The sequence below is a fragment of the Paraburkholderia strydomiana genome (assembly GCF_046030495.1).
Lineage (GTDB): Bacteria > Pseudomonadota > Gammaproteobacteria > Burkholderiales > Burkholderiaceae > Paraburkholderia > Paraburkholderia strydomiana_A.
In genome coordinates, this window is sequence record NZ_JAQQCJ010000001.1 from 230,825 (window position 1) to 255,101 (window position 24,277).

At 62.9% G+C, this 24,277-nt stretch carries 20 protein-coding genes and 1 pseudogene; 9 read left to right on the plus strand and 12 right to left on the minus strand.

Features of this window, described 5'->3' with window-relative positions; translation table 11 throughout:
- Window positions 1-62: 62 nt before the first annotated feature.
- Entirely contained in the window at window positions 63-521 is a 459-nt protein-coding gene (locus PQQ53_RS01090; protein ID WP_012431468.1) for an Lrp/AsnC family transcriptional regulator, read from the plus strand.
- 73 nt (window positions 522-594) lie between these two features.
- Here the strand turns inward: PQQ53_RS01090 and PQQ53_RS01095 are convergent, their stop codons facing one another.
- The 3 genes from PQQ53_RS01095 to PQQ53_RS01105 all read right to left on the minus strand — a co-directional run bounded on the left by PQQ53_RS01095 (window position 595) and on the right by PQQ53_RS01105 (window position 3,479).
- Window positions 595-1,824, minus strand: a complete 1,230-nt coding sequence (locus PQQ53_RS01095; protein ID WP_408139623.1) for a cation diffusion facilitator family transporter — start codon at window positions 1,822-1,824, stop codon at window positions 595-597.
- A 295-nt stretch (window positions 1,825-2,119) separates the two neighbouring features.
- The gene (locus tag PQQ53_RS01100; protein ID WP_007179626.1) at window positions 2,120-2,422 is read right to left on the minus strand and encodes an H-NS histone family protein; all 303 of its coding nucleotides are present in this window, start codon (window positions 2,420-2,422) and stop codon (window positions 2,120-2,122) included.
- A 394-nt stretch (window positions 2,423-2,816) separates the two neighbouring features.
- On the minus strand, window positions 2,817-3,479 hold the full coding sequence (locus PQQ53_RS01105) for a HugZ family pyridoxamine 5'-phosphate oxidase (RefSeq protein WP_408323115.1): 663 nt from the start codon (window positions 3,477-3,479) through the stop codon (window positions 2,817-2,819).
- A 235-nt stretch (window positions 3,480-3,714) separates the two neighbouring features.
- Between PQQ53_RS01105 and PQQ53_RS01110 the strand changes: the two genes are divergently transcribed.
- Window positions 3,715-4,929, plus strand: a complete 1,215-nt coding sequence (locus PQQ53_RS01110) for an MFS transporter (RefSeq protein ID WP_408139627.1) — start codon at window positions 3,715-3,717, stop codon at window positions 4,927-4,929.
- Window positions 4,930-5,300: 371 nt separating this feature from the next.
- On the opposite strand, the gene PQQ53_RS01115 is transcribed toward PQQ53_RS01110, so the two are convergent.
- The 3 genes from PQQ53_RS01115 to PQQ53_RS01125 all read right to left on the minus strand — a co-directional run bounded on the left by PQQ53_RS01115 (window position 5,301) and on the right by PQQ53_RS01125 (window position 9,143).
- Window positions 5,301-6,317 carry a cupin-like domain-containing protein gene (locus PQQ53_RS01115; protein ID WP_408323116.1) on the minus strand — a complete coding sequence of 339 codons (1,017 nt, stop codon included), beginning with the start codon at window positions 6,315-6,317 and terminating at the stop codon, window positions 5,301-5,303.
- Window positions 6,318-6,458: 141 nt separating this feature from the next.
- Window positions 6,459-7,604, minus strand: coding sequence for a branched-chain amino acid ABC transporter substrate-binding protein (locus PQQ53_RS01120; protein WP_408139630.1), 1,146 nt, complete (start codon window positions 7,602-7,604; stop codon window positions 6,459-6,461).
- Between the two features lie 438 nt (window positions 7,605-8,042).
- Window positions 8,043-9,143, minus strand: coding sequence for an NAD(P)H-dependent flavin oxidoreductase (locus PQQ53_RS01125; RefSeq protein WP_408323117.1), 1,101 nt, complete (start codon window positions 9,141-9,143; stop codon window positions 8,043-8,045).
- 274 nt (window positions 9,144-9,417) lie between these two features.
- On the opposite strand from PQQ53_RS01125, the gene PQQ53_RS01130 reads away from it, so the two are divergent.
- Together PQQ53_RS01130 and PQQ53_RS01135 are read left to right on the plus strand one after the other, a co-directional pair.
- Window positions 9,418-10,119 carry a dienelactone hydrolase family protein gene (locus tag PQQ53_RS01130; protein WP_408139634.1) on the plus strand — a complete coding sequence of 234 codons (702 nt, stop codon included), beginning with the start codon at window positions 9,418-9,420 and terminating at the stop codon, window positions 10,117-10,119.
- Window positions 10,120-10,367: 248 nt separating this feature from the next.
- Entirely contained in the window at window positions 10,368-11,885 is a 1,518-nt protein-coding gene (locus PQQ53_RS01135; protein ID WP_408156549.1) for an amidase, read from the plus strand.
- Between the two features lie 45 nt (window positions 11,886-11,930).
- Here PQQ53_RS01135 and PQQ53_RS01140 read toward each other — a convergent pair whose 3' ends face one another.
- From PQQ53_RS01140 to PQQ53_RS01160, 5 genes and pseudogenes are all read right to left on the minus strand, one after another.
- Window positions 11,931-13,223, minus strand: coding sequence for an MFS transporter (locus PQQ53_RS01140; RefSeq protein WP_408323118.1), 1,293 nt, complete (start codon window positions 13,221-13,223; stop codon window positions 11,931-11,933).
- A 266-nt stretch (window positions 13,224-13,489) separates the two neighbouring features.
- Complete coding sequence (locus PQQ53_RS01145; RefSeq protein WP_408139638.1) at window positions 13,490-13,801, minus strand: high-potential iron-sulfur protein; 312 nt, start codon at window positions 13,799-13,801, stop codon at window positions 13,490-13,492.
- 209 nt (window positions 13,802-14,010) lie between these two features.
- A pseudogene (locus PQQ53_RS01150) lies at window positions 14,011-15,123 on the minus strand (NAD(P)/FAD-dependent oxidoreductase); the annotation flags it as partial.
- A 320-nt stretch (window positions 15,124-15,443) separates the two neighbouring features.
- A complete protein-coding gene (locus tag PQQ53_RS01155) occupies window positions 15,444-15,869 on the minus strand; it encodes a DUF4148 domain-containing protein (RefSeq protein ID WP_408323119.1) in 426 nt (141 codons plus the stop codon).
- Window positions 15,870-16,127: 258 nt separating this feature from the next.
- The gene (locus PQQ53_RS01160) at window positions 16,128-17,105 is read right to left on the minus strand and encodes an AAA family ATPase (protein ID WP_408139641.1); all 978 of its coding nucleotides are present in this window, start codon (window positions 17,103-17,105) and stop codon (window positions 16,128-16,130) included.
- Between the two features lie 292 nt (window positions 17,106-17,397).
- Between PQQ53_RS01160 and PQQ53_RS01165 the strand changes: the two genes are divergently transcribed.
- Together PQQ53_RS01165 and PQQ53_RS01170 are read left to right on the plus strand one after the other, a co-directional pair.
- Window positions 17,398-17,901 (plus strand): hypothetical protein, encoded by a 504-nt coding sequence (locus PQQ53_RS01165; RefSeq protein ID WP_408156541.1) that lies wholly within the window; start codon window positions 17,398-17,400, stop codon window positions 17,899-17,901.
- 65 nt (window positions 17,902-17,966) lie between these two features.
- Window positions 17,967-18,764: an endonuclease/exonuclease/phosphatase family protein gene (locus PQQ53_RS01170; protein ID WP_408139644.1), complete on the plus strand. Its 798-nt coding sequence runs from the start codon at window positions 17,967-17,969 to the stop codon at window positions 18,762-18,764.
- A gap of 97 nt (window positions 18,765-18,861) precedes the next feature.
- Here PQQ53_RS01170 and PQQ53_RS01175 read toward each other — a convergent pair whose 3' ends face one another.
- Window positions 18,862-19,845 carry an aldose 1-epimerase gene (locus tag PQQ53_RS01175; RefSeq protein WP_408140387.1) on the minus strand — a complete coding sequence of 328 codons (984 nt, stop codon included), beginning with the start codon at window positions 19,843-19,845 and terminating at the stop codon, window positions 18,862-18,864.
- 340 nt (window positions 19,846-20,185) lie between these two features.
- Between PQQ53_RS01175 and PQQ53_RS01180 the strand changes: the two genes are divergently transcribed.
- The 3 genes from PQQ53_RS01180 (at window position 20,186) to PQQ53_RS01190 (ending at window position 24,258) form a co-directional block, all read left to right on the plus strand.
- Window positions 20,186-21,238 carry a LacI family DNA-binding transcriptional regulator gene (locus PQQ53_RS01180; RefSeq protein WP_408139646.1) on the plus strand — a complete coding sequence of 351 codons (1,053 nt, stop codon included), beginning with the start codon at window positions 20,186-20,188 and terminating at the stop codon, window positions 21,236-21,238.
- 120 nt (window positions 21,239-21,358) lie between these two features.
- Complete coding sequence (locus PQQ53_RS01185) at window positions 21,359-22,378, plus strand: ABC transporter substrate-binding protein (RefSeq protein ID WP_408139647.1); 1,020 nt, start codon at window positions 21,359-21,361, stop codon at window positions 22,376-22,378.
- Window positions 22,379-22,692: 314 nt separating this feature from the next.
- Entirely contained in the window at window positions 22,693-24,258 is a 1,566-nt protein-coding gene (locus PQQ53_RS01190) for a sugar ABC transporter ATP-binding protein (protein WP_408323273.1), read from the plus strand.
- The last annotated feature ends 19 nt before the right edge of the window (window positions 24,259-24,277 follow it).

Genomic DNA, 24,277 nt, shown 5'->3' on the forward strand with positions numbered 1-24,277 from the left:
ATTGCGTTTCGTTTTCGCGCCCTCTACCATGCGTTGATACGGCGACGCAAACGGAGGCGCAGTTGACACTCGATACGTTCTCACAAAAAATCCTGCGCTTGCTGCAGCTGGACGCCCGCCGTTCCGTGCAAGAGATCTCCGACCAGGTCGGCCTGTCGAGCACGCCTTGCTGGCGACGCATCAAGGACATGGAACAATCGGGGGTCATCCAGCGCTACACGGCGCTGCTCGACCGGGAAAAGCTCGGACTGCATGTGTGCGCGCTTGCGCATATTCACCTGACGCGTCATACCGAGGGCGGCGTCGAACAGTTCGAGCGGGAAATCGCCACCTGTCCCGAAGTCACCGAGTGCTACAGCACGACCGGCGAATCCGATTACATCCTCAAGATCGTCGCGCCCGACATCAAGGCGTACGACAGCTTTCTGCACGAACGCATCTTCAAGATTCCCGCCGTTGCGCAAGTGCGCACGAGCGTCGTGCTGCGCGAAATCAAGTTCGATACGCAATTGCCATTGTGATCGCTTGACGGGGTGACGCTGCCGCCCTTCGCCTGCGCGGCGCCTGTTTTATCGACGCTCGTCGAGTCAGTAATCAGACGGTGCCGTGCGATTCCGCGGCTTTGGCACGATCGGCCGCTGCGCCACCGGTTCTTGCCGGGAGTACCTCCAATTCCTGCAACACCTCCAGCTTGCGGGCGCCCAAACGACGCTTGAGTTCTCCCAGATCGATCTGGCTGAGCGTCGACGCGCCACGCTCGCGGTCCGAAACACGGGGCGGAGCCGCCGGTAGCACCACCTCCACGTCGAGCCCCGTGCTCAGGTAGTGGATGTTGACTGCGGCGGCCTGCATACCGCCCGCCGCCAACGCCGCGTTGACCTCCGTGATCACCCGCTCCCGCGCCGGCAGATCGACAGGCAGATGCGACACCGCATCGTTCTCAGGGTCGACGTGGATCAGCGCGTCGAGTACCCGGTTGTCGCTCAGCACTCGCAGGCGCGCCGATTCGGCAATGTAGTGCCCCTCGGAGACGGAGATCAGCGGATCGACCAGGATGTGCGCGTCGACGAGCGCGAAGTCGCCCATCTTGCGTGTGCGCATTTCATGCACTTCGCGCACGCCGGGGGTCGCGAGCAGCAACGCGCGGACGTCGGCGGAGGCGGCTTCGTCGAGCGCGCGGTCGGAAAGATCCTGCAGCGCGTCCCAGCCGAACATCCAGCCCATGCGCGCAACCATAAAGCCGACGATCGCCGCGGCAATCGGATCGAGCAGACGCACGCCGGCAAGGCTACCGACAATGCCGATCGCAACCACCAGCGACGACGCAGCGTCCGAGCGCGCATGCCATGCGTTCGCGATCAACATGGCCGAGCGCACGCGCTGCGCTTCACGCAGCATGTAGCGAAACAGGCTCTCTTTGGAGATCAGCACCAGCACCGCGACCGCGAGCGCACTCGCATGCACGGCGGGAATGCTTTGCAAGTCGGCGAGGCGTGTGCCAGCACGCCACAACATGCCGACACCCACCGCAATCAATGACGCGCCCAAAAATAATGAAGCCACCGTTTCATAACGGCTATGTCCGTAATTGTGATCGGCATCGGGCTTCGCGCCGCTATGCCGATTGGCAAACAGCACGACAAAATCGGAAATCAGATCGGCGAGGGAATGGACACCGTCGGCAACCAGCGCCTGAGAATGCGCAAACAGGCCGACGACGATTTGCAGTGTCATCAACACCGCATTGAGCGCAATACTCACAAACGTGCTTTTGCGCGCAACGCTATGTTTCTCGGCGGATTGGGCGGTGGAGGCGGAAGGCATCGTGAAATGGGGTGAAAAAAGTGCGTCCCCGTATTCTACCCGCGGCACTTCGACGCAGACGGCGAAAATCTAAAAATTCCTTTTAAATCATGTGGTTATCTAAACGAAAAGCATTCGCGTTCAATTCCCGAAGTGCGCGCGGCAAAATACCACACGAATACGCCGCACAAACAAAAAAACCGCGCCCTGAACGGTACGCGGCTTTCTTTGGCCAGATCAGCGCGCGCTAAGCGCAACTGACTGGATCAAGTCGTATTACCAGCGGGCCGAGGCAGTACTTTGCCGCCCACGGGCATTACTTCTGGATCAGGAATTTCTCACGGTCCAGACCTGCGATCCAGCGCGGCGGCTTGCCACGGCCCGACCACGTGCTGCCGCTGTCCGGGTCACGATACTTCGGCGCGACGCCTGCGCGCGGACGAGCGGCTTTAGCGCCCTTCGCTGCGCGGCCACCGCCTAGTTCGGTCAGCGAGATGCCGTAGTCGGCCATTTTCTGCTTGATCTCATTCAATACTTCTGCGTATTCACGCGACTTCGCTTCTTCAATCTGCTTTTCAAGCTTCTCGCGCTGTGCGAGTAGTTCTTTGTAGGAAGACATAGGTTCCCTTGTAGTTTGGATAAATGACTGCCAGTCTTAAGCCGGCTTGCCCTTTGAAGGTGTTCATGCCTCGGAATTTTTTGGCGAGATTAACACAAAATAGAAAGCCCACAAAAGCGGGCATGAAAAATTAATCGAAATTCGTTTCAAAAAGTTTCCCGCGTAACTTTGCATCCTACGCTTTCTTTCAAACGCCTGATTTCGGACGTCACTGAAAACGGCCGTGATCCCTCGTATTTACGTGATTATTTATCAAAAAATGGAAATTCAGATAGCGATCCGGCATAAACATTTCATGGAATGATAACTTTCATATAAGCATCCCGCGTGCATTTTTCGGGAGACACCGGCTCCTCTATTGGTACATGAGTGTTTTCCCGGAAACACAATCAAACTAATTCGTTTGTCGTTTGATGCAACCTTCAAGCGCCGTATGCAAGGTTTCGGGGGTCAGCCTGGCGTCGTCGAAGGCGAGCCGCTTGCGCACACCTGCCAGCTTCAGATCCGCGCCGTATCGGTCAACGCCAAGCAGTTGGAACGCCCCACCGCCGCCGTAAGCGCGGTTGAATTCTTCGATGAGCGCATTCTCCTCATCGACGCCGAGTGGCGGCAGCGAATCGAGTTCGGCCCCACTCAACCATCCCATCGCACCGAAGCCGCCGATGTAGCGCAACCGCTCGAGCTTCATCGCCCAGAAAGTGAAGTCCCCGAGAACAAGGTAGCGCTCCGCATCCGGGTGATAGCGCAAGTAGCGCTGTACGACCTCCGGCGTCGAGTCGACGGGTTCGAAGGTGCCCAGCAGCGTGACGCGCTGCCCGCTCAGCACGTCGCCGTCGGGGGCGTCGACCACCAGAAAACCGGCGCGCGGATCGGCGCGCAGGTTGTGGGTATGCTCGGCGAGCCGGCTCACCAGAATCGTCGGGCGATGCCGCGTGTCCGGAGCGAATGGCAGCATCGACGGATACGGAAAACCTTCCGGCTGGCGCGCGTGCGTGGCGAGCGTGCCGACAGCGGCCGTGTGCAGCAGATGCAGCGGAGCATGAGCGGGAATGTTCAAGAGCGCATACCTCGGTAGAGGGGTGGATGGGTGGCGAATCGCCGGGGCACAGCCACGGAACGAGGACGGCGAACCATCTGCACCGCCTGTCACGTTGACGCCGAATAATCGCCAGTATCCGCCGCCCCCCTTCCAAACATAAGGCCGCCCACTTCGATAGAATCGAAAATCCGCTTTCAACGCGCTTACCCCACGTGTGCTTTTTCGCCACGCGACTCCCTTCCACGAGATTTCAGTGCCCGACCACCAACCCGCCGAATTCGCCACGCTCCCCGCCGCTCACCGCGACCTGTCCGACACCGCTCGACAGCGGGCGCGCTACGCCACGATGGCGGTCTTCTTCATCGCCGGCATGATGTACGCGTCGTGGGGGGTGCATGTGCCGACGGTGCGCGACCGCTTCCATCTGAACGCGGCGCTGCTCTCGTTCGCGCTGCTGGCCGTGGCCGGGGGCTCGATCGGCGCGATGGCGGCGAATGCTTCATGGATCGCGCGGGTCGGCACGCGCCGCGCCTGCCTCGCCGGCGGGCTCGTGATGGCGGTTTGCGCGGCGCTGATTCTGGTCGTACCGGCTTACTGGATGCTGCTGGTCGTGCTGGCCATCTTCGGCGCGGGCATGGCGACGCTCGACGTCGCCATGAACGCCGAAGCCAGCGCCGTGGAGAAAGCACTGGGCAAGCCGATCATGTCGGCGCTGCACGGCATGTTCAGTGTCGGCGGGATGTTCGGCGCGGCGGTCGGCGGTGCGTTGCTGTCACGCGGCATGGCGCCGGCGCTGCATCTGGCACTGGCCGCCGCGGTCAGCGCGCTGGTCCTCGTGAGCGCCTGCCCGTCGGTGTTGCCGCACGTGCCGCACGCCGAGCACCCGGACTCCGCCACGCCGCGCGCGAGCCGCTGGCGCTCGCCGGCGCTGTGGGCGCTCGGCGCGATTGCGCTGGTCGCGCTCATCGCGGAAGGCGCGATGTACGACTGGGCCACCGTCTATATGCGCGACGTCGTACTGGCTACGCCCGCGCTCGCGAGCGCGGCGTACGCGGCATTCTCAGGCGGCATGGCGGCGGCGCGATTTGCCGGCGACGCGGTGCGCGCCCGCTTCGGCGCGCCGCAACTGGTGATGTTGAGTGCGACGCTCGCCTGCGCCGGTATGGTCGACGCGCTGCTGCTGCCGAATTCGATCGCGGCGCTCATCGGCTTCGCGCTGATCGGCCTTGGCCTCGCGAACATGATGCCGGTGCTGTTCGCGGCGGCGGCGAACGTGAAGGGCGTCCACGCGGCCGAAGGGCTCGCGCACGTCGCGGGGCTCGCGTACTTCGGGTTGCTGCTTGGGCCGGTGATCATCGGTGCGGTGACGCAGCTGACCAATCTGACGATCGGTTTGTCGGTCGTCGCCGTGTGTTCCGCGTCGATCGCGGTTGCCGGTCCGAAGGTGCTGCGGCGCCTGAAGATCTGACGCCGAAGCGCGGCGGCGGCTTCGAGCACCGGGAGTGGAACGGGCAACTCAACCGGCAACCCGCTCGCGCCGATCACCGGCCTACTGACCACGGTCACGGGCACTTTGACCGGCGCGGTGAGTTCGGGCGGCGGCTTGCCCGGCCTCGGCAGCCTCGCGACAAAGAAGTGACGAATTCGAATAACGGCGGCACATAACGGCGCAGCAAAACAAGCGTCGCAAGAGAAGAAGCAGCTGGGCAACCGGCTCGCCTTTTTTATGCCCGCACCGCACGCTTAACTGTCGCGTCATGAGTCGAATAGGACGGGTCGCTGCGTTTCGAAGCGAATACCTGAACGCCGCGATTCAAAACAACCTCCGGTGCCCCCGCGTCAAAGTTCGTGATACGTATCGTAGTGGCGCGAAAAATCGTTACCCCGCAGAAAATTGGTGAACGTCATCGTCACCGATGCGTCGAGTCCTTCCACGTAATGCCACCAGCCAATCGGCAGAAACAGCAATTCGCCGGGCGCGAGCGTGCATTCGAGCAGATGCGCGTTGCGCATGGACGGAAAACGTTCGTAGTCGATTGCGTGGCCGTCCACCTGCGAATAGCAATGCAGATGGTTCGCCATCTGCGGCGTATCGGATAACGGCACCAGTTTGATCCGCTTACGGCCGATCACCTGAGCCATGAAGTTATTGGTCAGATCGTGATGAAACGGCGTTCGGGTGCCGGGCGGTCCCATCCAGAAAAAGCCCGTATCCGGCGATTCGCCATCGAGATATTCGCCGATGACCGGCGCATCCGCCCATAACCCCGCGAGCGCGGTGCGATTGTGCGAGGTGTTATTCGCAGTCATGTAGAAATCGTTGGTCGGACCGCTGCGTTCGACGAGATCGACATAATCGGCGAAACGCATCATCCGCTTGAGCTTCGGCTGATTGATCTCGTAATTGGCATCCGACTCGCGGCCGAACTGCACCTCGACTTCGGCGTTGCCGCAACGCCCGCGCAGATAGTCGAAAGTCCATCGGGTGCGCGCGGGCCAACAATCGAATGCGCCGGTGATGATGACCGGCCGGTTCTGAAAGTAGTACTGCTCGAAGAATTCATCGCGCGATAAACGCTCGCGCCGCTCGATTACGCCGCTCGCCGCGCGCATGCTGTCGAGCGCGCCATACACCGACAAAATCCACTCGCGCTTACGCAAACGATTGCGCAAGCGTGCGGCCCCATGAAAATAAGGACTCGCGAGCACCGCATCGATTTCGCGCGCGGCGTGTGCCGGCGCGAAACCGTGTTCGACCAGCGCGTCATGCAACGCGGGCGGCGCGGCGTCGAGCAGCAGATTTTCGGCAATCCAGCGGCGCCAGTCGTCATCGATCGAGCGGGTCACAGTGGTCACGGCATTTCCTCATATGGTGTACGCAACCGTGAGTCTCTTATGCCAGCGCCCAAAAGAAAAGGCACGCAAAGCCTGACGGCCTGCGTGCCTTTTAACCAGTTGACCGAAGACAGCCAATAAGCCGTCCCCAGTCGCGCGGATTTACATCTTCACCACATCGAGCAGCGTCTTCTTGCCCGACTTGTAGTTGTACAGCGAGATCACGCCGTGTTGAAGGTCGCCCTTCGAGTCGAACGTGGTTTCACCGATCACACCCTTGTAGTCGGTGGTCGGCATCGCTGCGAGGATCTTCGCCGGATCGGTCGAACCAGCACGCTTCATCGCGTCGACGATGATGTACACCGCGTCATACGTGAACGGAGCGTAGATCTGGATCGGCTGACCGAAACGCTTCTGATACTTGGCGAGGAACGCCGGGCCGCCAGCCATCTTTTCGAGCGCCATACCGGCTTCCGAGCAGACGATGTTGTCGGTTGCATCGCCAGCCAGATCCGACAGCTTGTCGGTACAGACGCCGTCACCTGCCAGCACCTTCGCACGCAGGCCGAGCTGCTTGGCTTGCTTCGCGAACGGGCCGCCGGTGGCGTCCATGCCGCCGTACATGATCGCATCCGGGTTTTCACCCTTGATCTTCGTCAGAATCGCGCGGAAGTCGACAGCCTTGTCGTTGGTCGCGTCATGCGACATCACGTTCAGGCCGAGCGACTTGGCGGTCTTCTCGAATTCGTTCGCGAGACCCTGGCCGTAAGCGGTCGAGTCGTCGACGATCGCGACGCTCTTCACTTTCAGACCCTTCGCTGCGTAGTTAGCCAGTGCCGGACCTTGTTGCGCATCGGTCGCGACGACGCGGTACGTCGTCTTGAAACCTTGTTGCGTATAGGCCGGGTTGGTGGCCGACGGCGAAATCTGCACGATGCCCGCATCGCTATAGATCTTCGATGCCGGAATCGACGTGCCCGAGTTCAAGTGACCGACGACGGCGACGACCTTGTCGTCGACCAGCTTCTGTGCGACTTGAGTTGCCGTGCGCGGGTCGGCCGCATCGTCTTGCGGATCGAGTTGCAGCGTGATTTTCTGGCCACCGATCGTCAGGCCCTTGGCGTTGATTTCCTCAACTGCCAGGCGCGCGCCGTTTTCGTTGTCTTTACCCAGGTGAGCGATACCGCCGGTCAACGGCGCAACGTGACCGATCTTGACGACCGTGTCGGCTGCAGCCGATGTTGCCAACGTCGCGAACAGCATCGCCGCAGCGCTGATCGGCAACAGCTTTTGAATCTTGATGTTCATGTAAGTCTCCAGTTTCGGTCCCAAAAACAACGTAATCGCCCTGTGCCCCCGCTTCCCCAACACGTGTCGCTCAGTCCCGTGGACGATCACGCCGGTTGCATCGTTCATGCACTTGGCCAGCACCTTTGCCGGACTGTTTGTGACAGGCGGCAAACCGTACTTGCGCGCAAGTGTAGGTGATCAAATTAATTTGTGGGACTTTTTTGAGAAAGTGGGATGAACACTAATAGCGTTTATCCCACAGTGGCCCGTTCGGGCTGGCTTGACTGGCTGGAGATCGCCGACCCATGCGGGTTTCCGCCAGGTGAGGCTTTATTCTAAAAGCTGCGGCTCGAGACTTTCCCGGCTAAAACCATTAGTGATTCGAACCGGTTCCGTGCTTAACAATCAAGCGCTTCGCAATCGATTGCGAAGCGCGCCGGGAGTGCCGCCAAATCCTTATTTGAATGCGGCGATCCGTGCCGTCGCGGCACGCCATTCCTGCTCGAGTTGCGCCATCAATTCGGCGGCGCCGAGGTCTTCACTGCGCGCACGGACCAAGGGTGCACCCTGGCCCGACCAGAGCGAAAGATAGTCGCCGTTCTGCGCGCGGCCCGCGCTTTGACGCAGTTCCTGCGTCAAAGCATTTTGCACGGGATACGGCGCGATCTTGTCCATCGTATCGCTCAAGCGTTGCATCAACGGGTTGCGTATGCCACGGGCATGGCGTCCGGTGATCGCGCGCGTGACCGACGTCGACGTGTCGGACATCGCGCGTACTCGGGTTTTCCATGCCTGCGGTATTGCGCTTTCGTGACAGGTGAGGAACGCGGTGCCCATCACCGCGGCTTGCGCGCCGAGCGCGAGGGCGGCGACGATGCCGCGTCCATCCATGATGCCGCCCGCGGCCAGCACCGGCAGTCCGGTCGCATCGACGAGTTGCGGCACGAGCGCCATGGTGCCGATCAGCGCTTCCTCGAATGCGCCGATGAACGTGCCGCGATGCGCGCCCGCTTCCGCGCCTTGCGCGGCGATCGCGTCCGCGCCGGCGTCGCGCCATGCCACACCTTCGGCAACGTGCGTCGCAGTGCCTATTACATAGAGGCCATTCGCATGCAGCCGTGTCACGTCATCGGCGCAGAGCAGACCGAATGTGAAACTCGCCACCGGCACGCGCAATTCGATCAGCATGTCCAGTTGCGCGCGGAAGTCCGGCGCGTAGCGTTCGAGCGGCTGGCCCGGCGGCAAGCCAAGATCGGCGCGCAATGGATCGATCGCTTCGAGCGCGCGCCGCACGGTGGCATCGTCGGGCGCGGCGGAGTCGAGCACGAACAGATTCACGCCGAACGGACGATCGGTCAGCGCGCGAATCGCCGCGACTTCGCTCGCGATCTTCTCGGGCGACAACGCCGCGCCCGCGAGAAAGCCGAGCCCGCCCGCACTCGACACGGCCGCCACCATCGCCGGCGTGGTCGCGCCGCCGGCCATCGGCGCCTGCACCACCGGCACCCGCATTTCAAAACGCTGCGCAAACGGCGTCACAAAACTGTCTTCACTCATGATCTATTCCTTTTCCGGCAATACGCTCGCAACAGGGGCGAGCCGATACGCCGACTCTACCGACGCGAACCACGACGGAAAAATGAATTATCAAGAATGTTTCATTCGCCTTACGAGAACAGCGCCGCGCGGCGCGGCTCGCCAACCCGCTCCCAGCCGCGCTGCAAGGCGGTTCTTTTGATGGCACACTAACTGCCGCTTCAGGCATTCGTGCCTCTGGCATTTTCGTTAAGACCGGCCTCGCGCAATCTTGTGCAGGCCAATGGAGAACAGCATGAGCACGACTTCCCGATGGATCGACATCCCTGCCGGCGACGACAGTTTCGGCGGCTACCTTGCGCTGCCTAAAGGCGGCAAAGGTCCGGCCGTCATCATCATTCAGGAAATCTTCGGCGTGAACGGCCATATCCGCTCGATCGCGGACCAGTACGCGCAGGACGGCTATGTCGCGCTCGCACCGGACGTGTTCTGGCGCGTGCAGCCGCGCGTCGAATTGACGTACGACGGCGCCGATCGCGACAAGGGCATCGAACTGATGCAGAAGACCAACCTCGACCAGGCTGTCACCGACATCGGCGCAGCCGCGGCGGCATTGCGCGCGATGCCCGAAGTCACCGGCAACGTTGCGGCCATCGGCTACTGCTTCGGCGGCCGGCTCGCGTATCTGGCCGCGGCGCAAGGCTCGGTCGACGGCGCAGTCGCCTACTACGGCGGCGGCATCCAGAACCAGCTCGATCAGGTGCCGAACATCAGGGTGCCGATGCAGTTCCACTACGGCGAACTCGACGCGCATATTCCGCTGTCGGATGTCGGCCAGATTCAGGAACGCTTCGCCGGCCGCAGCGACGTCGAGTTCTACATTTATCCGAACGCTGATCACGGCTTCAACTGTTCGGAGCGCGCATCGTATAACCAGCGCGCGTCGGCGTTGGCGCATGGCCGCACGCTGACGTTCCTCGGCGAGCGTCTGTACTGACGTCGGCACCGCGCGATTCTGAATCGCGCAATGGATTCGCGCACGTGCCGCACCCTGTCGAATCCGCGTGACAAACGCTCGCGAGTCACTCGAACTCGGTTACTCTCCCAAAGACGGCGTGTCGGCGACACGCCGTCTTTTTCCATGTGTGACGATCAACCCGGGCGACGGCAAGCCCGGCAAAACGGGTTCATCCCGTGCATAGGCAACCGGCAGAATTCATACTCGATAGCGAGGACTCATCCGCCGTGCAATCAGACTATCTCGCCCATGACGCCATCGGCCTCGCCGAACTGGTGCGCACTCGCCAGGCCAGCGCGCGCGAATTGATCGACATCGCGATTTCGCGCACCGAAGCCGTCAATCCCGCGATCAACGCGATTGTCCTGAAAGACTACGACGCAGCCCGCCAACGCGCGTCACGCGACGACGCGAACAGAACCAACGGCGCGCAGGCTCCAGAGAGCACGGGCGCGCAGATCGCCCTGTCCGGCGTGCCCTTTCTGATCAAGGACCTCGGCGCGCCGGTCGCCGGCCTGCGCATGGCAATGGGCAGCCGCCATTACCGCCACTTCATTCCGGAGCAGGATGCACCGGTGGTCGCGCTCGCGAAAGCAGCCGGCCTCAACATCTTCGCCAAAACCAGCACCTCCGAACTCGGCCAGATGCCTTATACGGAGCCCGAACTATTCGGTGCGTGCCGCAATCCGTGGAATCTCGATCACACGCCCGGCGGTTCGAGCGGCGGCTCGGCCGCGGCCGTTGCCGCCGGCATCGTGCCGCTCGCGCATGCATCGGACGGCGGCGGCTCGATCCGCATTCCGGCCTCGTGCTGCGGACTGTTCGGCCTCAAGCCTTCACGCGGACGCGTGCCACGCGCAACGCCACCCGGCGCCGGCGAACTCGGCATCGATCTCGGGATTTCGCGCAGCGTGCGCGACAGCGCGTTGCTGCTCGATCTGCTCGCGGGCAATGCGGACCGGCCGCTCGGCGCACCCGGCACCTTTCTGGGCGCGAGCCGCGAGCCGTGCAAGCCGCTGAACATCGCCTACGTCACCGACCCGATGCTGGCGCCGACGCTTTCCGCCGATTCGCGCGCCGCACTCGAAGACGCCGCGAAACTCGCCCACTCGCTCGGCCATAACATCGAGCCGGTTTCGCTCGGCATCGATTTCGCGACGGTCCGCCATGCATTTCTCACGCTGTGGTCCGTGACGGCGGAAGACCTGGTGCTGAACGCCGAGCGCATCAGCGGCCACAAGCCGCTGCGCGCGGAGTTCGAAATCTCGACGTGGGCAATGGCGCATGTCGGCCGCAAGCTCGGTGAGAGCGGCCTGCCCGCCGCGCTCGAAGAACAGCGCCGCATTACCGAGCGCCTCACCGATCTGCTGCATCGCTACGATGCGATCCTGTGCGCGACGCTCGCCGCGCCGCCGATCAAGATCGGTGAAATGCAACCGACTCCCGCCGAACGGATGCAGATGCGTGCGGTCACCGCGATGCCGCTCGAAGCGCTGATGAAACGGCTGCTGCAAGAAGCATCGAACAAGGCCTTCGCGTGGGCGGGATGCACGGAGTTGTTCAACCTGAGCGGCCAGCCGGCGATGTCGGTGCCGCTTTACTGGAATGCGCGCGGCTTGCCGATCGGCGTGCAATTCGCGGCGCGCACCGGCGGCGAAGCGACGCTCTTGCGGCTCGCGGCACAACTCGAAGCGGCCCGGCCGTGGTTCGACAAGCGGCCGCCGTTGATGAAGGCGCGGAGTTAGAGTAAGCGGCGCGCCAGGTCCGCGCGGATTTCGATGAGCAGCGGTTCAGGCCGTCTTGCGCTGCGCATCCAGATCCACGTGCCGCCTGCCCGGAATGCAGGCCACCGCGACGATCGACAGCGCCAATCCGCCCATCACGTAATAGATTGGCGCAAGCGATGAGCCGGTCGTTTCGATCAGCCACGTCACGATGAACGGCCCAAACCCGCCGAACACCATCACCGCGATGTTATAGGCGAGCGATAAACCGATCGAGCGAACGTTCGCCGGAAACAGCTCGGCGATCAGCGCACCGAACGGCCCGTAATAGCCTGATAGCGTGATCGACAGAAGCGCCTGGACGAAAATCAGCTTCGACACGCTCGGGCTGGCCGCGAGCCATGCGAACAGCGGATAGATGATCACGAGCGTGATCATCAGCGACCACAGCGATAACCCCTTGCGTCCCACCTTGTCCGACCACGCGCCGGTCAGCGGCGAGAGCACGGTCAACAGCAGATTGCCGACGATCACCGCATAAAACGACTGCGCGTAGGGCAACTTCAGTTGATTGACTGCAAAGGTCGGCAGATAGCTGATCAGCACATAGATCGTCACGGTGAGCGCGATCACCGAGCCGAGTCCGCACAATACGTCGCGACTATGGTTCCTGAAGACTTCGCCGAGCGTGGCGCGCGGCGCGGTTTTCTGCGCGAGCAGAAAGGCTTCCGAATCGGCGAGATGCCGGCGGATGTAAAAGCCGACCGGTCCGATGATCAAGCCCAAAATGAAGGGCACGCGCCAGCCCCAGGATTTCAACGCGTCGGGCGACAAGCCGCGCGTGATCAGCGCGCCCACCGCCGCACCGAGCAGAAGTGCCGCCGCCTGGCTCGCCATCTGCCAACTGCCGTAGAAGCCGCGTTTCGAGAACGGCGCCGCCTCGATCAGCAACGCCGTCGAACTGCCGAACTCACCGCCGGCGGAAAAGCCCTGCAATAGTCGGCCGAGCACGATCATCAGCGGCGCGCCGATGCCGATCGCCGAATACGGCGGCGCAATGGCGAGCAGCAGAATGCCGAGCGTCATCAGCGCGATCACGAGCGACAACGCCGCCTTGCGTCCCGCGCGATCCGCGTAGAGTCCGAGCACGATGCCGCCGATCGGCCGCATCACGAAAGCGACGCCGAAGGTCGCGGTGGTCAGCAGCAGCGACGCATAGTCGTTGCTCGCCGGAAAGAACAATTGCGCGATCACCACCGTGAGGAATCCGAACACGGTGAAGTCGTACCATTCGAGCGCATTGCCGATGACCGCCGCGACGACGGCACGTGTATTGAGACTTCTCGACGCGGGTGCCATGCGAATCTCCAGCCTGCGAAAAGTGCTCGACATAGGTCGTGGCGAACGCCATCGCGCGTGAGGACGCGTCAAGGCGCGAGAGCAAAAACTGCGCTTGCGTCGGTGTAATCGCCTTGGCGTGTAAAGAGCGCACAAGCTGTTTTCAAGCGGCAAAAAGGCGTCTGCCGCAATGACGGAAGACGCCTCGGCAAGGGGGCTTCGATCGAGCGCCGCGATGTTGCGGCGCATCTCGCGTGGCACCGACCAGGTGCCGCGTTCAAAGGCGCCTAGGCTTTCTTGTTATATGCGCTGCACCAACCCTTGCTCGCGACCTGCTTGCCCGCGAACATCGGGCAGGGGGCGTAGGCATCGGTGGCCTTGCCCTGAAAGAAACTGCAGTTGCCGCAGTCCTGGCCCGCGGCATATTTGGCGAACTTCGCCTTGTCGACTTTGCTCGCATCTTCTTTATAGCCGAGTGCTTGCGCGGTCGGGTCGCTTTCGGCGACCTTCGGTGCATCCGCGAAAGCCTGGCGCGACAAGGCGAAGGTGGAAGCCACACCGAGGCTGGTGATCAAAAACGTACGACGGGAAGATTTCATGGGGACTTACTCCGTTTTATGAACTGATCGCCGTTCTAGTGACAGCGGTCCTCAAGCATAGCAATGAAGCCGCCGCGCGTGATGCCCCAAATGATAGAGATAACCGAATTGCCACTGCGCCTCGCTCGATGACCCGGCGAGGCGTTGCAGCATGAAATGAAGACGGCTTGCGCAAGCCAGCGCCGCGACATTGCGTGAGCGCGACCCGTTCAGGCGCGCCCGCTCAACTCGCATACCCGCTGCGCAATCGCGAGCGACGCCGTCAAACCCGGCGACTCGATACCGAACAGATTGACGAGTCCACGCACGCCGTGCGCGGCCGGCCCCTGAATCACGAAGTCGGCGGCAGGTTCGCCCGGGCCGGATAGCTTCGGACGAATACCCGCATACGCGGGCTGCAAGGCGTCGTCGGGAAGCGCGGGCCAGTATGCGCGAATCGCCGCGTAGAACGAGTCCGCGCGGCGTGGATCGACGTCGTAATTGATCGCATCGACCCACTCGACGTCGGGACCGAAGCGCGCCTGGCCGCCGAGGTCGATGGTCAGATGCACGCCGAGGCCGGCCTCGTTGGGCATCGGATAAATGAGCCGGCTGAACGGCGCGCGCCCCGAGATACTGAAGTAGTTGCCGCGTGCCAGATAGAGCGGTGGGACGTGACGCGCGTCGAGTCCGCGGATCTTACGCGCCAGCGCATTCGCGTACAGGCCGGCGCTGTTGATCACGCAGCCGGCGCTGATGGTGGTCGGCGCGTCGCCGCCGACGGTGATGACGAAGCGTCCATTGTTCGCCTCGATCGCGGTCACCGGCGCATGAAACGCGCACACCGCGCCGTCGCGTTCGGCATCGCCCTGCAGCGCCAGCATCAACTGATGACTATCGACGATACCCGTCTGCGGCGAGAACACCGCCTCGACACATTCGAGCGCCGGCTCGAGCGCTTGCGCCTGATCGCCGCTGATCCGCAGCAGATCGAGCACGCCGTTGTCGCGCCCCTTGGCCATGATGCTTTCGAGCTGAGGAATCTGGTTGCGCGAAGTGGCCACCAGGAGCTTCCCGCAGCGCGAATGCGGGATGTTGCGCTCGGCGCAATAGTCATAGAGCATCTCGCGGCCGCGCACGCAGAGCGCGGCTTTCAGCGAGCCGCGCGGATAGTAGATGCCCGCGTGAATCACTTCGCTGTTGCGCGAGCTGGTGCCCACGCCGATCGCCTCGGCCGCTTCCAGCACGATCACCTCGCACCCGCGCGCTGCCAGCGCGCGTGCCACGGCAAGACCGATCACGCCCGCGCCGATCACTACACATTCGATTTGGTCCATGTCCCTTGACGCGGCCGGTTTCGCCGCGCACTGCCTCGTTCATCCGATAGAGAGGAAGACAGGATGCGAAGTTCGCGCGCCGCTCACCGCTCGCTGTCGAACGCACCTGCCCTTTCGCAACCGCTACGCAAAATTGTACGACGCCGTACAGACAGAAATGCCCGCGAGTCGGAGCGACTGCGGGCATTCGGTATTGAGCGCGTCTCAAACGTACCGGCCGGACTGATTCAGTGTACGCCGTCGAAGCGTATGGCGCTCGCTTCTTCTCTCAAGCGAACACGATGCGTTCTATACACGCGCCGGACAGAGGCAGGCCGTCACGCCGCTCAGTTCTGCGTGTTCACCGTGCGATGCGATGCAGCGACCAGGCCGCTCGCCACTTGCGCACGCGGCGCGGTGTAGCTGTCGAGTGCGGCTTGCTGCGCATAGGCCGGCGCATTCGGATTCACATTCAATTGACCGCTCGCGCGGGCTTCGGCCAACTCGGCCTTCACCTCGGCACGGCTTTTGGGACTGTTGCCGGGCGTGGCGCTCACGCTGTCGGCCGAAATCGGCGCGTACGGATTCTGATTCAGTTCGCCGGCTGCGCGAGCGCGCGCCACTTCCGCCTTGACTTGAGCACGGGTCACGCCGCTCGGTTGCGTGTACGTGGCGACTTCCGGCCGATATGACGTCGCCGGACCATAACCGCTCGCGAAAGCCGGTGCGGCGATAGCGGCAGAGAAAAGCAAGGCGAAGGAAGCGGTTCTCATGATGGTTTCCAATAGTCGTTGATGGTGTGGGTTCTGTGCGTTGCGCGATGACGTCTGGCCTCGTTGCGCAGCCGTCATCTCGTTGGGGCTCAGTGTATTCCCTGACTATTGAAAAACTAGACCGATTGAAATCAACTTAGCATCTCAAAAATAGCAACAATTGCTTCAGCATTCACTCCGTTTCCAGTAGAGATTCCCCCTTTGAATCGAAAAAAGCCGCCCGGAGGCGGCTTTAGTGCGAAAAAAGGGCAAAAATGCTCAAAAACCGATCGGTTTTCGCCGGTTGCCGTAGTCGAGACGGATATCGCCCGGTTCGATCCGATCGCGCCCGTCGATTCGCGCCGCGCCGAAGCCGTTCAGAATCGCGCGGCGCATTTCACGCGGCGACGCGAGCTTCAGCGCATCGAGCGCGGGCTCGCCGAGCACTTCGGGAAAACGCAGCCCCCAGTTGTGCGCCGAGCGGATTTCGTCGTAGATCGCTTGTGCGATGCGCCGCGCGCCGTCGTGATCCGGCGGCGGAATCTCGTACACGTTCATCCGGTTCAGGATCGGCTCGGGAATCGAGCGCTCGTCGTTGGCCGTCGCAATCCAGATTACGTTGCCCGCGTTGATCGGAATCTCCGCGAACTCGTCGATGAAACTCTGCGCGGTGTCGTGTTCGAGCAGCGCGTAGAGCGCGCCGAGCGGATCGTATTGCGAATCGCCGGTGGCCTTGTCGATTTCGTCGACGGCGATCACCGGGTTCGCGTAGCTGCCGTTCACGAGTGCATCGAACACCTTGCCCGGCTTCGCGTTCTTCCATTGCGACGACGCGCCCGACAGAATCCACCCCGCCGTCAACGAACTCATCGCTACGTATTGGTAAGCGGTGCCGAGCAGACGCGCCAACTGTTTCGCAAAGTGCGTCTTGCCGATGCCGGGGTCGCCGAGCAACAGGATCGGCATCAGCTCGAGCCGGTCTTCGGTTTCGAGACACAGCGCGACCTGCTTGCGGATGTCGTCGAGCGGCGCCGAAAAATTGGGCAGCGCGGCGATCAGATCGTCGATCGACGGCATCCGGTTCGGCTTGACGCAGAAGCGCAGATTGCCGGTCTTCAGCATTTTTTCGTACGTTGCGCGCAGCGCCTCGTTCGCGCCGTCGCCGAGATCGTTCAACGCGGTCTCGACCTGATCGAGGTCGTACACCCGGCTGAAAGACGCCACGGCGATTTCCTGTTTGACCATTGCTGTTGTCATCGCTCACCCCGTCTGGCTGGTCCTGCTGCGGCGGCACCTCGCGGGCACCGTTTCAAGTCCAGTGTAACGACGACATATTCGCGTGCAAGCCAGCAGTCCTGCTGCTCTGCTGCTAACAACGCGCTGCTTCCGGCGACAGCCCGACAGAAGCGCTCTTGCAATTGCGGAGCGTATCCGCAATGTATCGTTGCTGAACCAGGCTCCCGTTGACGTGTCAGAAAACCGTTGCAGCTATCAGGGGTAAGATGGCTCCCTGACCCTACAGGCCGAGGTTGAGCCGGAGATTCCTTCTATGTGGAAAACGAGTATCGTCGCCGTGCTGCTTGGGACTTCGTTGCTTGCGAATGCACAACAACCGCCCGCGCAGCAGGTCGTGCAATGGCAATTGCAGGTGATGAGCGACGGTCAGCAGATCGACGCGTTCGACGGCACCACCACGGTCGGCCAGGCGCGCACGGATACGCATCACAGGATGGTGCAGCACAACGTGGGCTGTAAAGACCAGCCCGCCGGCAGCCTCGATCTGTCGCGCACGCTGACCATCTCGCCGTTACGGGTGGACGCGAACGAGATCATGCTGTCGATCGACGCGCAGGAAACGCTCGAAGATCCCACCGCCCGGCAAACCGACATCGGCTGCAAGCTCCCGCCGCAGCCGCGCCAGGTGAACGCGAGCCATCCGGGTCTGATCGTAACGCCGGGTCAGTGGACGAGCTGGACGATCGTCAACGCCAATCCGAACCTGGTGTACCGCGTGCGTGCAAGTCTCGCGGACAGCGCCAGCAATGGAAAGTGATGCAAACAACGCGCAACCATCGGCAAACAACCAGGCCTTCAAACAGAACACGTGGATAACGCGGCATGCGAAACCCAGAAGAATTGATCCGCGAGAAGCTCGCGCCGAACGATTTCGTCGCGGTGAGCTGGAACCTGCACAAGGGCCGCACGCCGCTCGGCTTTCAGGCCTGGCAGGCGATGCAGCGCTGGGTCCAGTCGACTCACGCGGACGCCTATTTCTTGCAGGAAGCAATGGCGCGGCGCATGCCGTCGCCGGTGCTCGCGAGCAGTTTCGGCGCGCCGATCGGCGATCCTCTGAACGATGTCTGGCATTGCCAGGCCACTGAAATCGCGCGCGCGCTGGAACTCGAAGTGGCGCTCGGCCCGAATGTGTTCAAGCCGTCGTGGCGGCACGGCAATGCAATCCTGTCGCCGCATCCGCTCGATCTCGGCGGACGCTGGGACATCTCCGCGCATCGCTTCGAAAAGCGTGGCTTGCTGGTGGCGCGCGCGACCTTCGGTGGACACTCGGTCACGCTGCTCTGCGCGCACCTCGCGCTCACACGCCCGGCGCGTTTGCGGCAGATGAACTGGATCGCGCACTGGATCGCGAAGGAAGCGCCCGATGGTCCGCTGGTGCTGGCCGGCGATTTCAACGACTGGCGCAATGACTCCGTGCCGCTGTTTCGCGAACACGGACTGCACGAAGTGGCGACGCTGCTCGGCGAATCGGGCCGCACCTTTCCGGCCTTCTCGCCGGCGCTCGCGCTCGACAAGATGTTCGTGCGCGGCATGCAACCAATCGAATGGATCCAGCCGACGCAGGAAACCGCGTGGCTGTCGGATCACTTGCCGTATATGGCTCGCTTGCGGGTTGAATGAACGCTGGACGGGCTCACGTGAAAAAGGGCGGCCTGGGCCGCCCTTATGTTTTGCTAAACGCTCGTTCCTGCGAGCGCGCGCACCACGCAACACGACACTACCCGCGTTGCGGCGTCCACTTCAGCGTCGCGGCAATCTCCTCGCCCGGCTGCAACACACACCCGCCCACCTGTTCACGCATACCGACCGCATTGAAGCAGTCGGTGGTGTTGGTCACCGGTTCCACGCACAGTTGCGCATCGTTGGCCGGTGCGAACACCACCATGTGATCGAACGGCGCGTCGGCGGTCATTGTCAGGCGGCGGTGTTCGTCGGGCCATGCGATGGTCGCCTCGCGCCTCCAGTTGGCGAAGTTGTTGTCGAGGTCGAACGCATCGGGCGACATGCCTTCGCGCAGCGCGTCGACCGCGGGGTGCGGGCCGAGATGCGTCGGCAGTACCTCGGCGTCGGCATGCCACATGGCCTGCACGTCGGCGTACACACGGGTCTGCGCGGTACGCGGATAGTACGGGTGATGGCCCATGCCGAACGGCATCGGCCGCTCGGCAAGATTTTGCGCGGACAGCGTGATCCGCAGCGCGCCGCCGCTCAATTCGATGCGCTGCTGCGCCCGATAGCGAAACGGCCAGTCGCCGGCCACCTGCGCATCAGGCTCATGCTCGAAGTGCAGTTCCACCGAACTTTCGGTGCGCGCTCCCACCTGCCACGGACGCCGCCACGCGTTGCCATGCAACGCATGCGCGAAGCGCTCGTCGTTGCCGGACAAATCGATGGTGCCGCCGTCGAATTCGAAACGCGCGTCGCGAATCCGGTTGCAGTACGGGAACAGCGGGAAACTTGCCATCCGCAGCGGATCGCGTTGTTCGAACGCCGCGGGCGCGGCGGGCCGCAGCCAATGCAGCGGGCCCTCGGGCGTGGCCTCGTAGAAGGCCGCAAGCGCGCCACCCACGGTCGGCGCGATCACCGCCCGCAGCGTGCCTGCCGTCAACGTGACGAGCGAGGCGGCAAGCGCGGGATCGTCGAGCCACGCAAGCTCAGTGGAAAGCGGCCGGATCGGATTCAAGGAAACGTCGTCGCGCATGGTCAGTAAAGGCAGGGCCTCGGGCGGATGGCGGCAAAAACGCGCATCGTTGTCTCCTGTGACGTGCCGCGCACAGCGCGCGGCCGGCGGACCCTCGAAGTCCGCGCGACCGAGAATCGCACGACAAAGCGTATCGGTCAATATTATTAGTAATAAATTTATAGTAAGAAAGCGGTTCGGACGCTCATGAGGCGCTCCCAAATGGCGGGTTAGCGCGCGTTGCCGTGCGCATATTATTAGTGGTACCGTCAGCACCACGATGCCCACGGCATGCCTTAGCTTTTGCGCCGCCAACCGCGCGGCCCGCCCAATGAAAAAATCGACTCAACGCCGTCCGACCATGACCGACATCGCCAAGCTCACCGGCGTGTCGCAATCGACTGTCTCGCTCGTGCTGAACAACGCGACCGGCGCAAAATTCTCCGAAGCCACCCGCAACAAGGTGCTCAAAGCCGCGCACGATCTCGGCTACCGGCTGTCGCTGCGCGAGCCGGTCGCGGCCTCGACCGACGAGCGCAACCTGATCGTCTATCTGGCCGACGAAATCTCCACCAGCCCGCACCCGGTGGTCAACGCAGACGGCGCACGCGACGCGGCCTATGCGAGCGGCAAGATGCTGGCGGTCTATTCGACGCACGGCAACGCCGATATAGAAAAGCAGGTGCTCGACACGATCCTCGCGAATCCGCATGTGTTCGGCGTGATCTACGCGACCGTCTACACGCGCAAGGTGACGCCGCCGGCGGCGCTCTCACAGGTGCCGACCGTGCTGCTGAACTGCTACACGAGCGAGGGCGGGTTTTCGTCGGTGGTGCCGGCGGAAGTCGCGGGCGGCCATCTGGCCACCGACTACCTGCTACAAGCGGGCCACCGGCGGATCGGCTATATCAACGGCGAGCCGTGGCAGGACGCGTCGAAAGACCGCCTGAAGGGCTACCGCACGGCACTCGCCACCGCCGATCTGCCGTTCGCGCCTGAACTCGTGCGAGACGGCGACTGGAGCTCGGGCCTCGGCTTCGAACTGACGCTCTCGCTGATGCGCGAAGCCAATCCGCCGACCGCGATTTTCTGCGCGAACGATCTCACCGCGATCGGCGCCATCGAAGCGCTGAAGCAACTCGGTCTGCGCGTGCCGGAAGACGTCTCGGTGCTCGGCTACGACGACCAGGAAATCGCCCGCCACACGCACCCGCCGCTCTCGACGGTGGTGCTGCCGAACTATGAACTGGGACGCTGGGCCGTCGAAACGCTACTGCAGGAAGAGCACAACCGCGCCGCCGGCGCGCCGGTGCGGCATCGGATGGTCAAGCTCGATGGGCCGCTCGTCGAACGCGCCTCGGTCAGGGTAATTACCGAGGCAAAAAAGCCAATAATTAATATTATTAGTGATTGACCGATAATAATTCCTGGTGGAATAATCGGCACAACCGGTCGGGGGCAAAAATAGCGCCGACCGATTAAGAGCAACACAAAAAGCAAATACAACCTACCTCACCAGGTACTGGAGGAAGACATGGCGTCGCACAACACGCAGTCGCGCAAACTTGCGCGCAAGCAGCAGATTCGTCCGCTGGCAGGTTCGCTGCTGGCACTGGCAATCGGTTTCGGCGTCGCCACCGCGCACGCCGACGACGCATTGCCGAAGTTGTCCACCAAGACTCCGCTGAAGGTCGGTTTCGCGCAGACCGAAAGCAACAACCCGTGGCGTCTCGCGGAAACCAAGAGCTTCAAGGACGTCGCCGCGAAATGCGGCTGGCAGGTCGTCATGACCGACGCCAACGGCTCCAACTCCAAACAGGTCTCCGACATCCAGAGCATGATCGCGCAGCACGTCGATCTGCTGGTGTTCCCGCCGCGTGAAGAAAAGCCGCTTGCACCGATCGTGCTGCAGGCCAAGAAGGCCGGCATTCCGGTGATCCTGGTCGACCGCGACGTCGATCAATCGGTCGCCAAGGCGGGCCGCGACTACATCACGTTCATCGGCTCGGACTTCATCGATCAGGGTCACCGCGCCGCCGACTGGCTCGTCAAGGCAACGGGCGGCAAGGCGAAGATCATCGAACTCGAAGGCACGACCGGCGCGTCCGCCGCGAACGACCGCAAGAAGGGCTTCGACGAAGTCGTCGCGAAGAATCCGGGCATGACGATCATCGCGTCGCAAAGCGGCGACTTCGCCCGCGACAAGGGTCGCCAGGTCATGGAGACGCTGTTGCAGGCGCATCCGGACGTCACCGCGGTCTACGCGCACAACGATGAAATGGCGCTTGGCGCGATTGCCGCGATCAAGGCAGCCGGCAAGCAGCCGGGCAAGGACATTCAGATCGTCACGATCGACGGCACCAAGGGCGGTCTCGACGCGATCGCCGCCGGCGAACTCGGCGCGAGCGTGCAGTCGAGCCCGTTCTTCGGCCCGCTCGCCTGCGACGTCGCGCAGCGTTTCGCGAAGGGCGAAAAGATCCCGACGTGGGTCAAGGTCTCCGACCGCTTCTACGACAAGAGCAACGTGCAGCAGAGCATGCAGTACGGCTATTGATAGAGCAGCTAGCGTTGCAGCAGGAAGTCACCCGCCTTTGAGAAGTCTCCTCTCGGTGCAAGATGCTTGCGCGGTGGGCGGGTGACGGGAAGGGTTCGAAGCGACGCGCCCGTGATTGCACGGACCGTCGCTTCGCTTTTATGCGGCGTAACATGATTCGACTCATCGATTCGACCGCGCCTCTGCATCAAGTCCGCACGCGCACGGCGCTTCGCCGTGCAGCCTACGCAGCACCCGCATCAGGAGGACTCCCCGTGACGGAATCCGGCAAAGAGACACCCCACTCCCCCCTCACCCGCGCGCCGTTGCTCGAGATGCAGGACATCGGCATCAGCTTCGGCGGCGTACCCGCGTTGCGCGGCGCGAATCTGAGCGTCGCCGCGGGCGAAGTGCATGCCCTGATCGGCCAGAACGGCGCCGGCAAATCGACGATGATCAAGATCCTGACGGGCGCCTATCGGCGCGGTTCGGGCTGCGTGCGCTTCGAAGGCCGCGAAGTCGATTTCCGCACGCCCAAGCAGGCGCGCGAAGCCGGCATTAGCACGATCTATCAGGAGATCAACCTGGTGCCGTTCCGCTCGGTCGCGGAAAACATTTTTCTTGGCCGCGAGCCGCGCCGCTTCGGCCTGATCGACTGGCGCGCGGTGCAGCAGCGTGCCAGCGCGCTGCTCGAATCGTTCGGCTTGCAGATCGACGTGAAGAAGCCGGTCGGCCGCTATTCGACCGCGATCCAGCAGATGGTGGCGCTCGCGCGCGCGGTGTCGTCCGACGCGAAGATGGTGATCATGGACGAATCCACCTCCTCGCTCGACGAACGCGAAGTGGAACTGCTCTTCACCGTCGTGCGCAAACTGCGCGACGACGGCCGCGCGGTGATCTTCGTGTCGCACCGGCTCGACGAGCTTTATGCGCTGTGCGACCGCGTGACCGTGATGCGCGACGGCCAGACTGTCGCGCAAAGCACGATGGCCGAGATGGACAAGCTGCAACTCGTCACGACGATGCTCGGCCGCACACTCGCCGCCGTCGTGCAGGAAGACACCGCCTCGCGCGAAGCGAACCTCGCGCGTCGCGGCAAGCAGGCGATCGCGGCGTCGCAGTTGAGCGCGCATCCGAAGGTGAACGACGTGTCGCTCGAAGTGCATGCGGGCGAAGCGGTGGGGCTCGCGGGCCTGCTCGGGTCGGGCCGCACCGAGACCATGCGGCTGATGTTCGGCGCCGATCCGCTGGAGCGCGGCTCGCTGTCGATCGGCGGCGCGGCGGTCACATTGAAGTCGCCGCAAGACGCGATCGCGCGCGGCCTCGCATACCTCACCGAAGACCGCAAGGGCGAAGGCATCGTCCCCGAACTGTCGGTGCGCGACAACCTCACGCTGGTGTGCCTGCGCACGCTCGTGAAGAACGGCGTGGTCGACGTGAAGAAACAGCAGGCGATCGTGGACCGCTTCATCGCATCGCTCGGCATCAAGCTGCGCTCCGCCAACCAGCCGATCCGCGAACTGTCGGGCGGCAATCAGCAGAAGGTGCTGCTCGCGCGCTGGCTCGCCGCCGAGCCGTCGCTGCTGCTGCTCGACGAACCGACGCGCGGCATCGACGTCGGCGCGAAAGCCGATGTCGCGAAGATCGTGCGCGAGTTGCGCGACGCGGGGCTGGCGGTGCTGCTGTCCGCGTCGGAACTGGAAGAGCTGACCGCCGTGGCCGACCGCGCGGTGGTGATCCGCGACGGCCGCACGGTCGCCGAACTGAACGGCGCCGCGATGAGCGAGACCGCGATCATGGACGCCATCGCCTACGGCAGCGAAGGACATTCGCAACTGGTGGAAGCGGCCCACGCCGCCCATATCGAAGACGCGTTGGAGGGCAACCGTCATGGCGCTTAAGCTGCACACCGAATCGTTG

What these genes read in the sequence shown, in the direction of transcription:
- PQQ53_RS01095 (WP_408139623.1), bottom strand. Translation starts at nt 1,824, where the DNA reads ATGCCTTCCGCCTCCACCGCCCAATCCGCCGAGAAACATAGCGTTGCG.
- PQQ53_RS01100 (WP_007179626.1), bottom strand. Translation starts at nt 2,422, where the DNA reads ATGTCTTCCTACAAAGAACTACTCGCACAGCGCGAGAAGCTTGAAAAG.
- PQQ53_RS01120 (WP_408139630.1), bottom strand. Translation starts at nt 7,604, where the DNA reads ATGAACATCAAGATTCAAAAGCTGTTGCCGATCAGCGCTGCGGCGATG.
- PQQ53_RS01125 (WP_408323117.1), bottom strand. Translation starts at nt 9,143, where the DNA reads ATGAGTGAAGACAGTTTTGTGACGCCGTTTGCGCAGCGTTTTGAAATG.
- PQQ53_RS01130 (WP_408139634.1), top strand. Translation starts at nt 9,418, where the DNA reads ATGAGCACGACTTCCCGATGGATCGACATCCCTGCCGGCGACGACAGT.
- PQQ53_RS01140 (WP_408323118.1), bottom strand. Translation starts at nt 13,223, where the DNA reads ATGGCACCCGCGTCGAGAAGTCTCAATACACGTGCCGTCGTCGCGGCG.
- PQQ53_RS01145 (WP_408139638.1), bottom strand. Translation starts at nt 13,801, where the DNA reads ATGAAATCTTCCCGTCGTACGTTTTTGATCACCAGCCTCGGTGTGGCT.
- PQQ53_RS01155 (WP_408323119.1), bottom strand. Translation starts at nt 15,869, where the DNA reads ATGAGAACCGCTTCCTTCGCCTTGCTTTTCTCTGCCGCTATCGCCGCA.
- PQQ53_RS01160 (WP_408139641.1), bottom strand. Translation starts at nt 17,105, where the DNA reads ATGACAACAGCAATGGTCAAACAGGAAATCGCCGTGGCGTCTTTCAGC.
- PQQ53_RS01165 (WP_408156541.1), top strand. Translation starts at nt 17,398, where the DNA reads ATGTGGAAAACGAGTATCGTCGCCGTGCTGCTTGGGACTTCGTTGCTT.
- PQQ53_RS01170 (WP_408139644.1), top strand. Translation starts at nt 17,967, where the DNA reads ATGCGAAACCCAGAAGAATTGATCCGCGAGAAGCTCGCGCCGAACGAT.
- PQQ53_RS01175 (WP_408140387.1), bottom strand. Translation starts at nt 19,845, where the DNA reads ATGCGCGACGACGTTTCCTTGAATCCGATCCGGCCGCTTTCCACTGAG.
- PQQ53_RS01180 (WP_408139646.1), top strand. Translation starts at nt 20,186, where the DNA reads ATGACCGACATCGCCAAGCTCACCGGCGTGTCGCAATCGACTGTCTCG.
- PQQ53_RS01185 (WP_408139647.1), top strand. Translation starts at nt 21,359, where the DNA reads ATGGCGTCGCACAACACGCAGTCGCGCAAACTTGCGCGCAAGCAGCAG.
- PQQ53_RS01190 (WP_408323273.1), top strand. Translation starts at nt 22,693, where the DNA reads ATGCAGGACATCGGCATCAGCTTCGGCGGCGTACCCGCGTTGCGCGGC.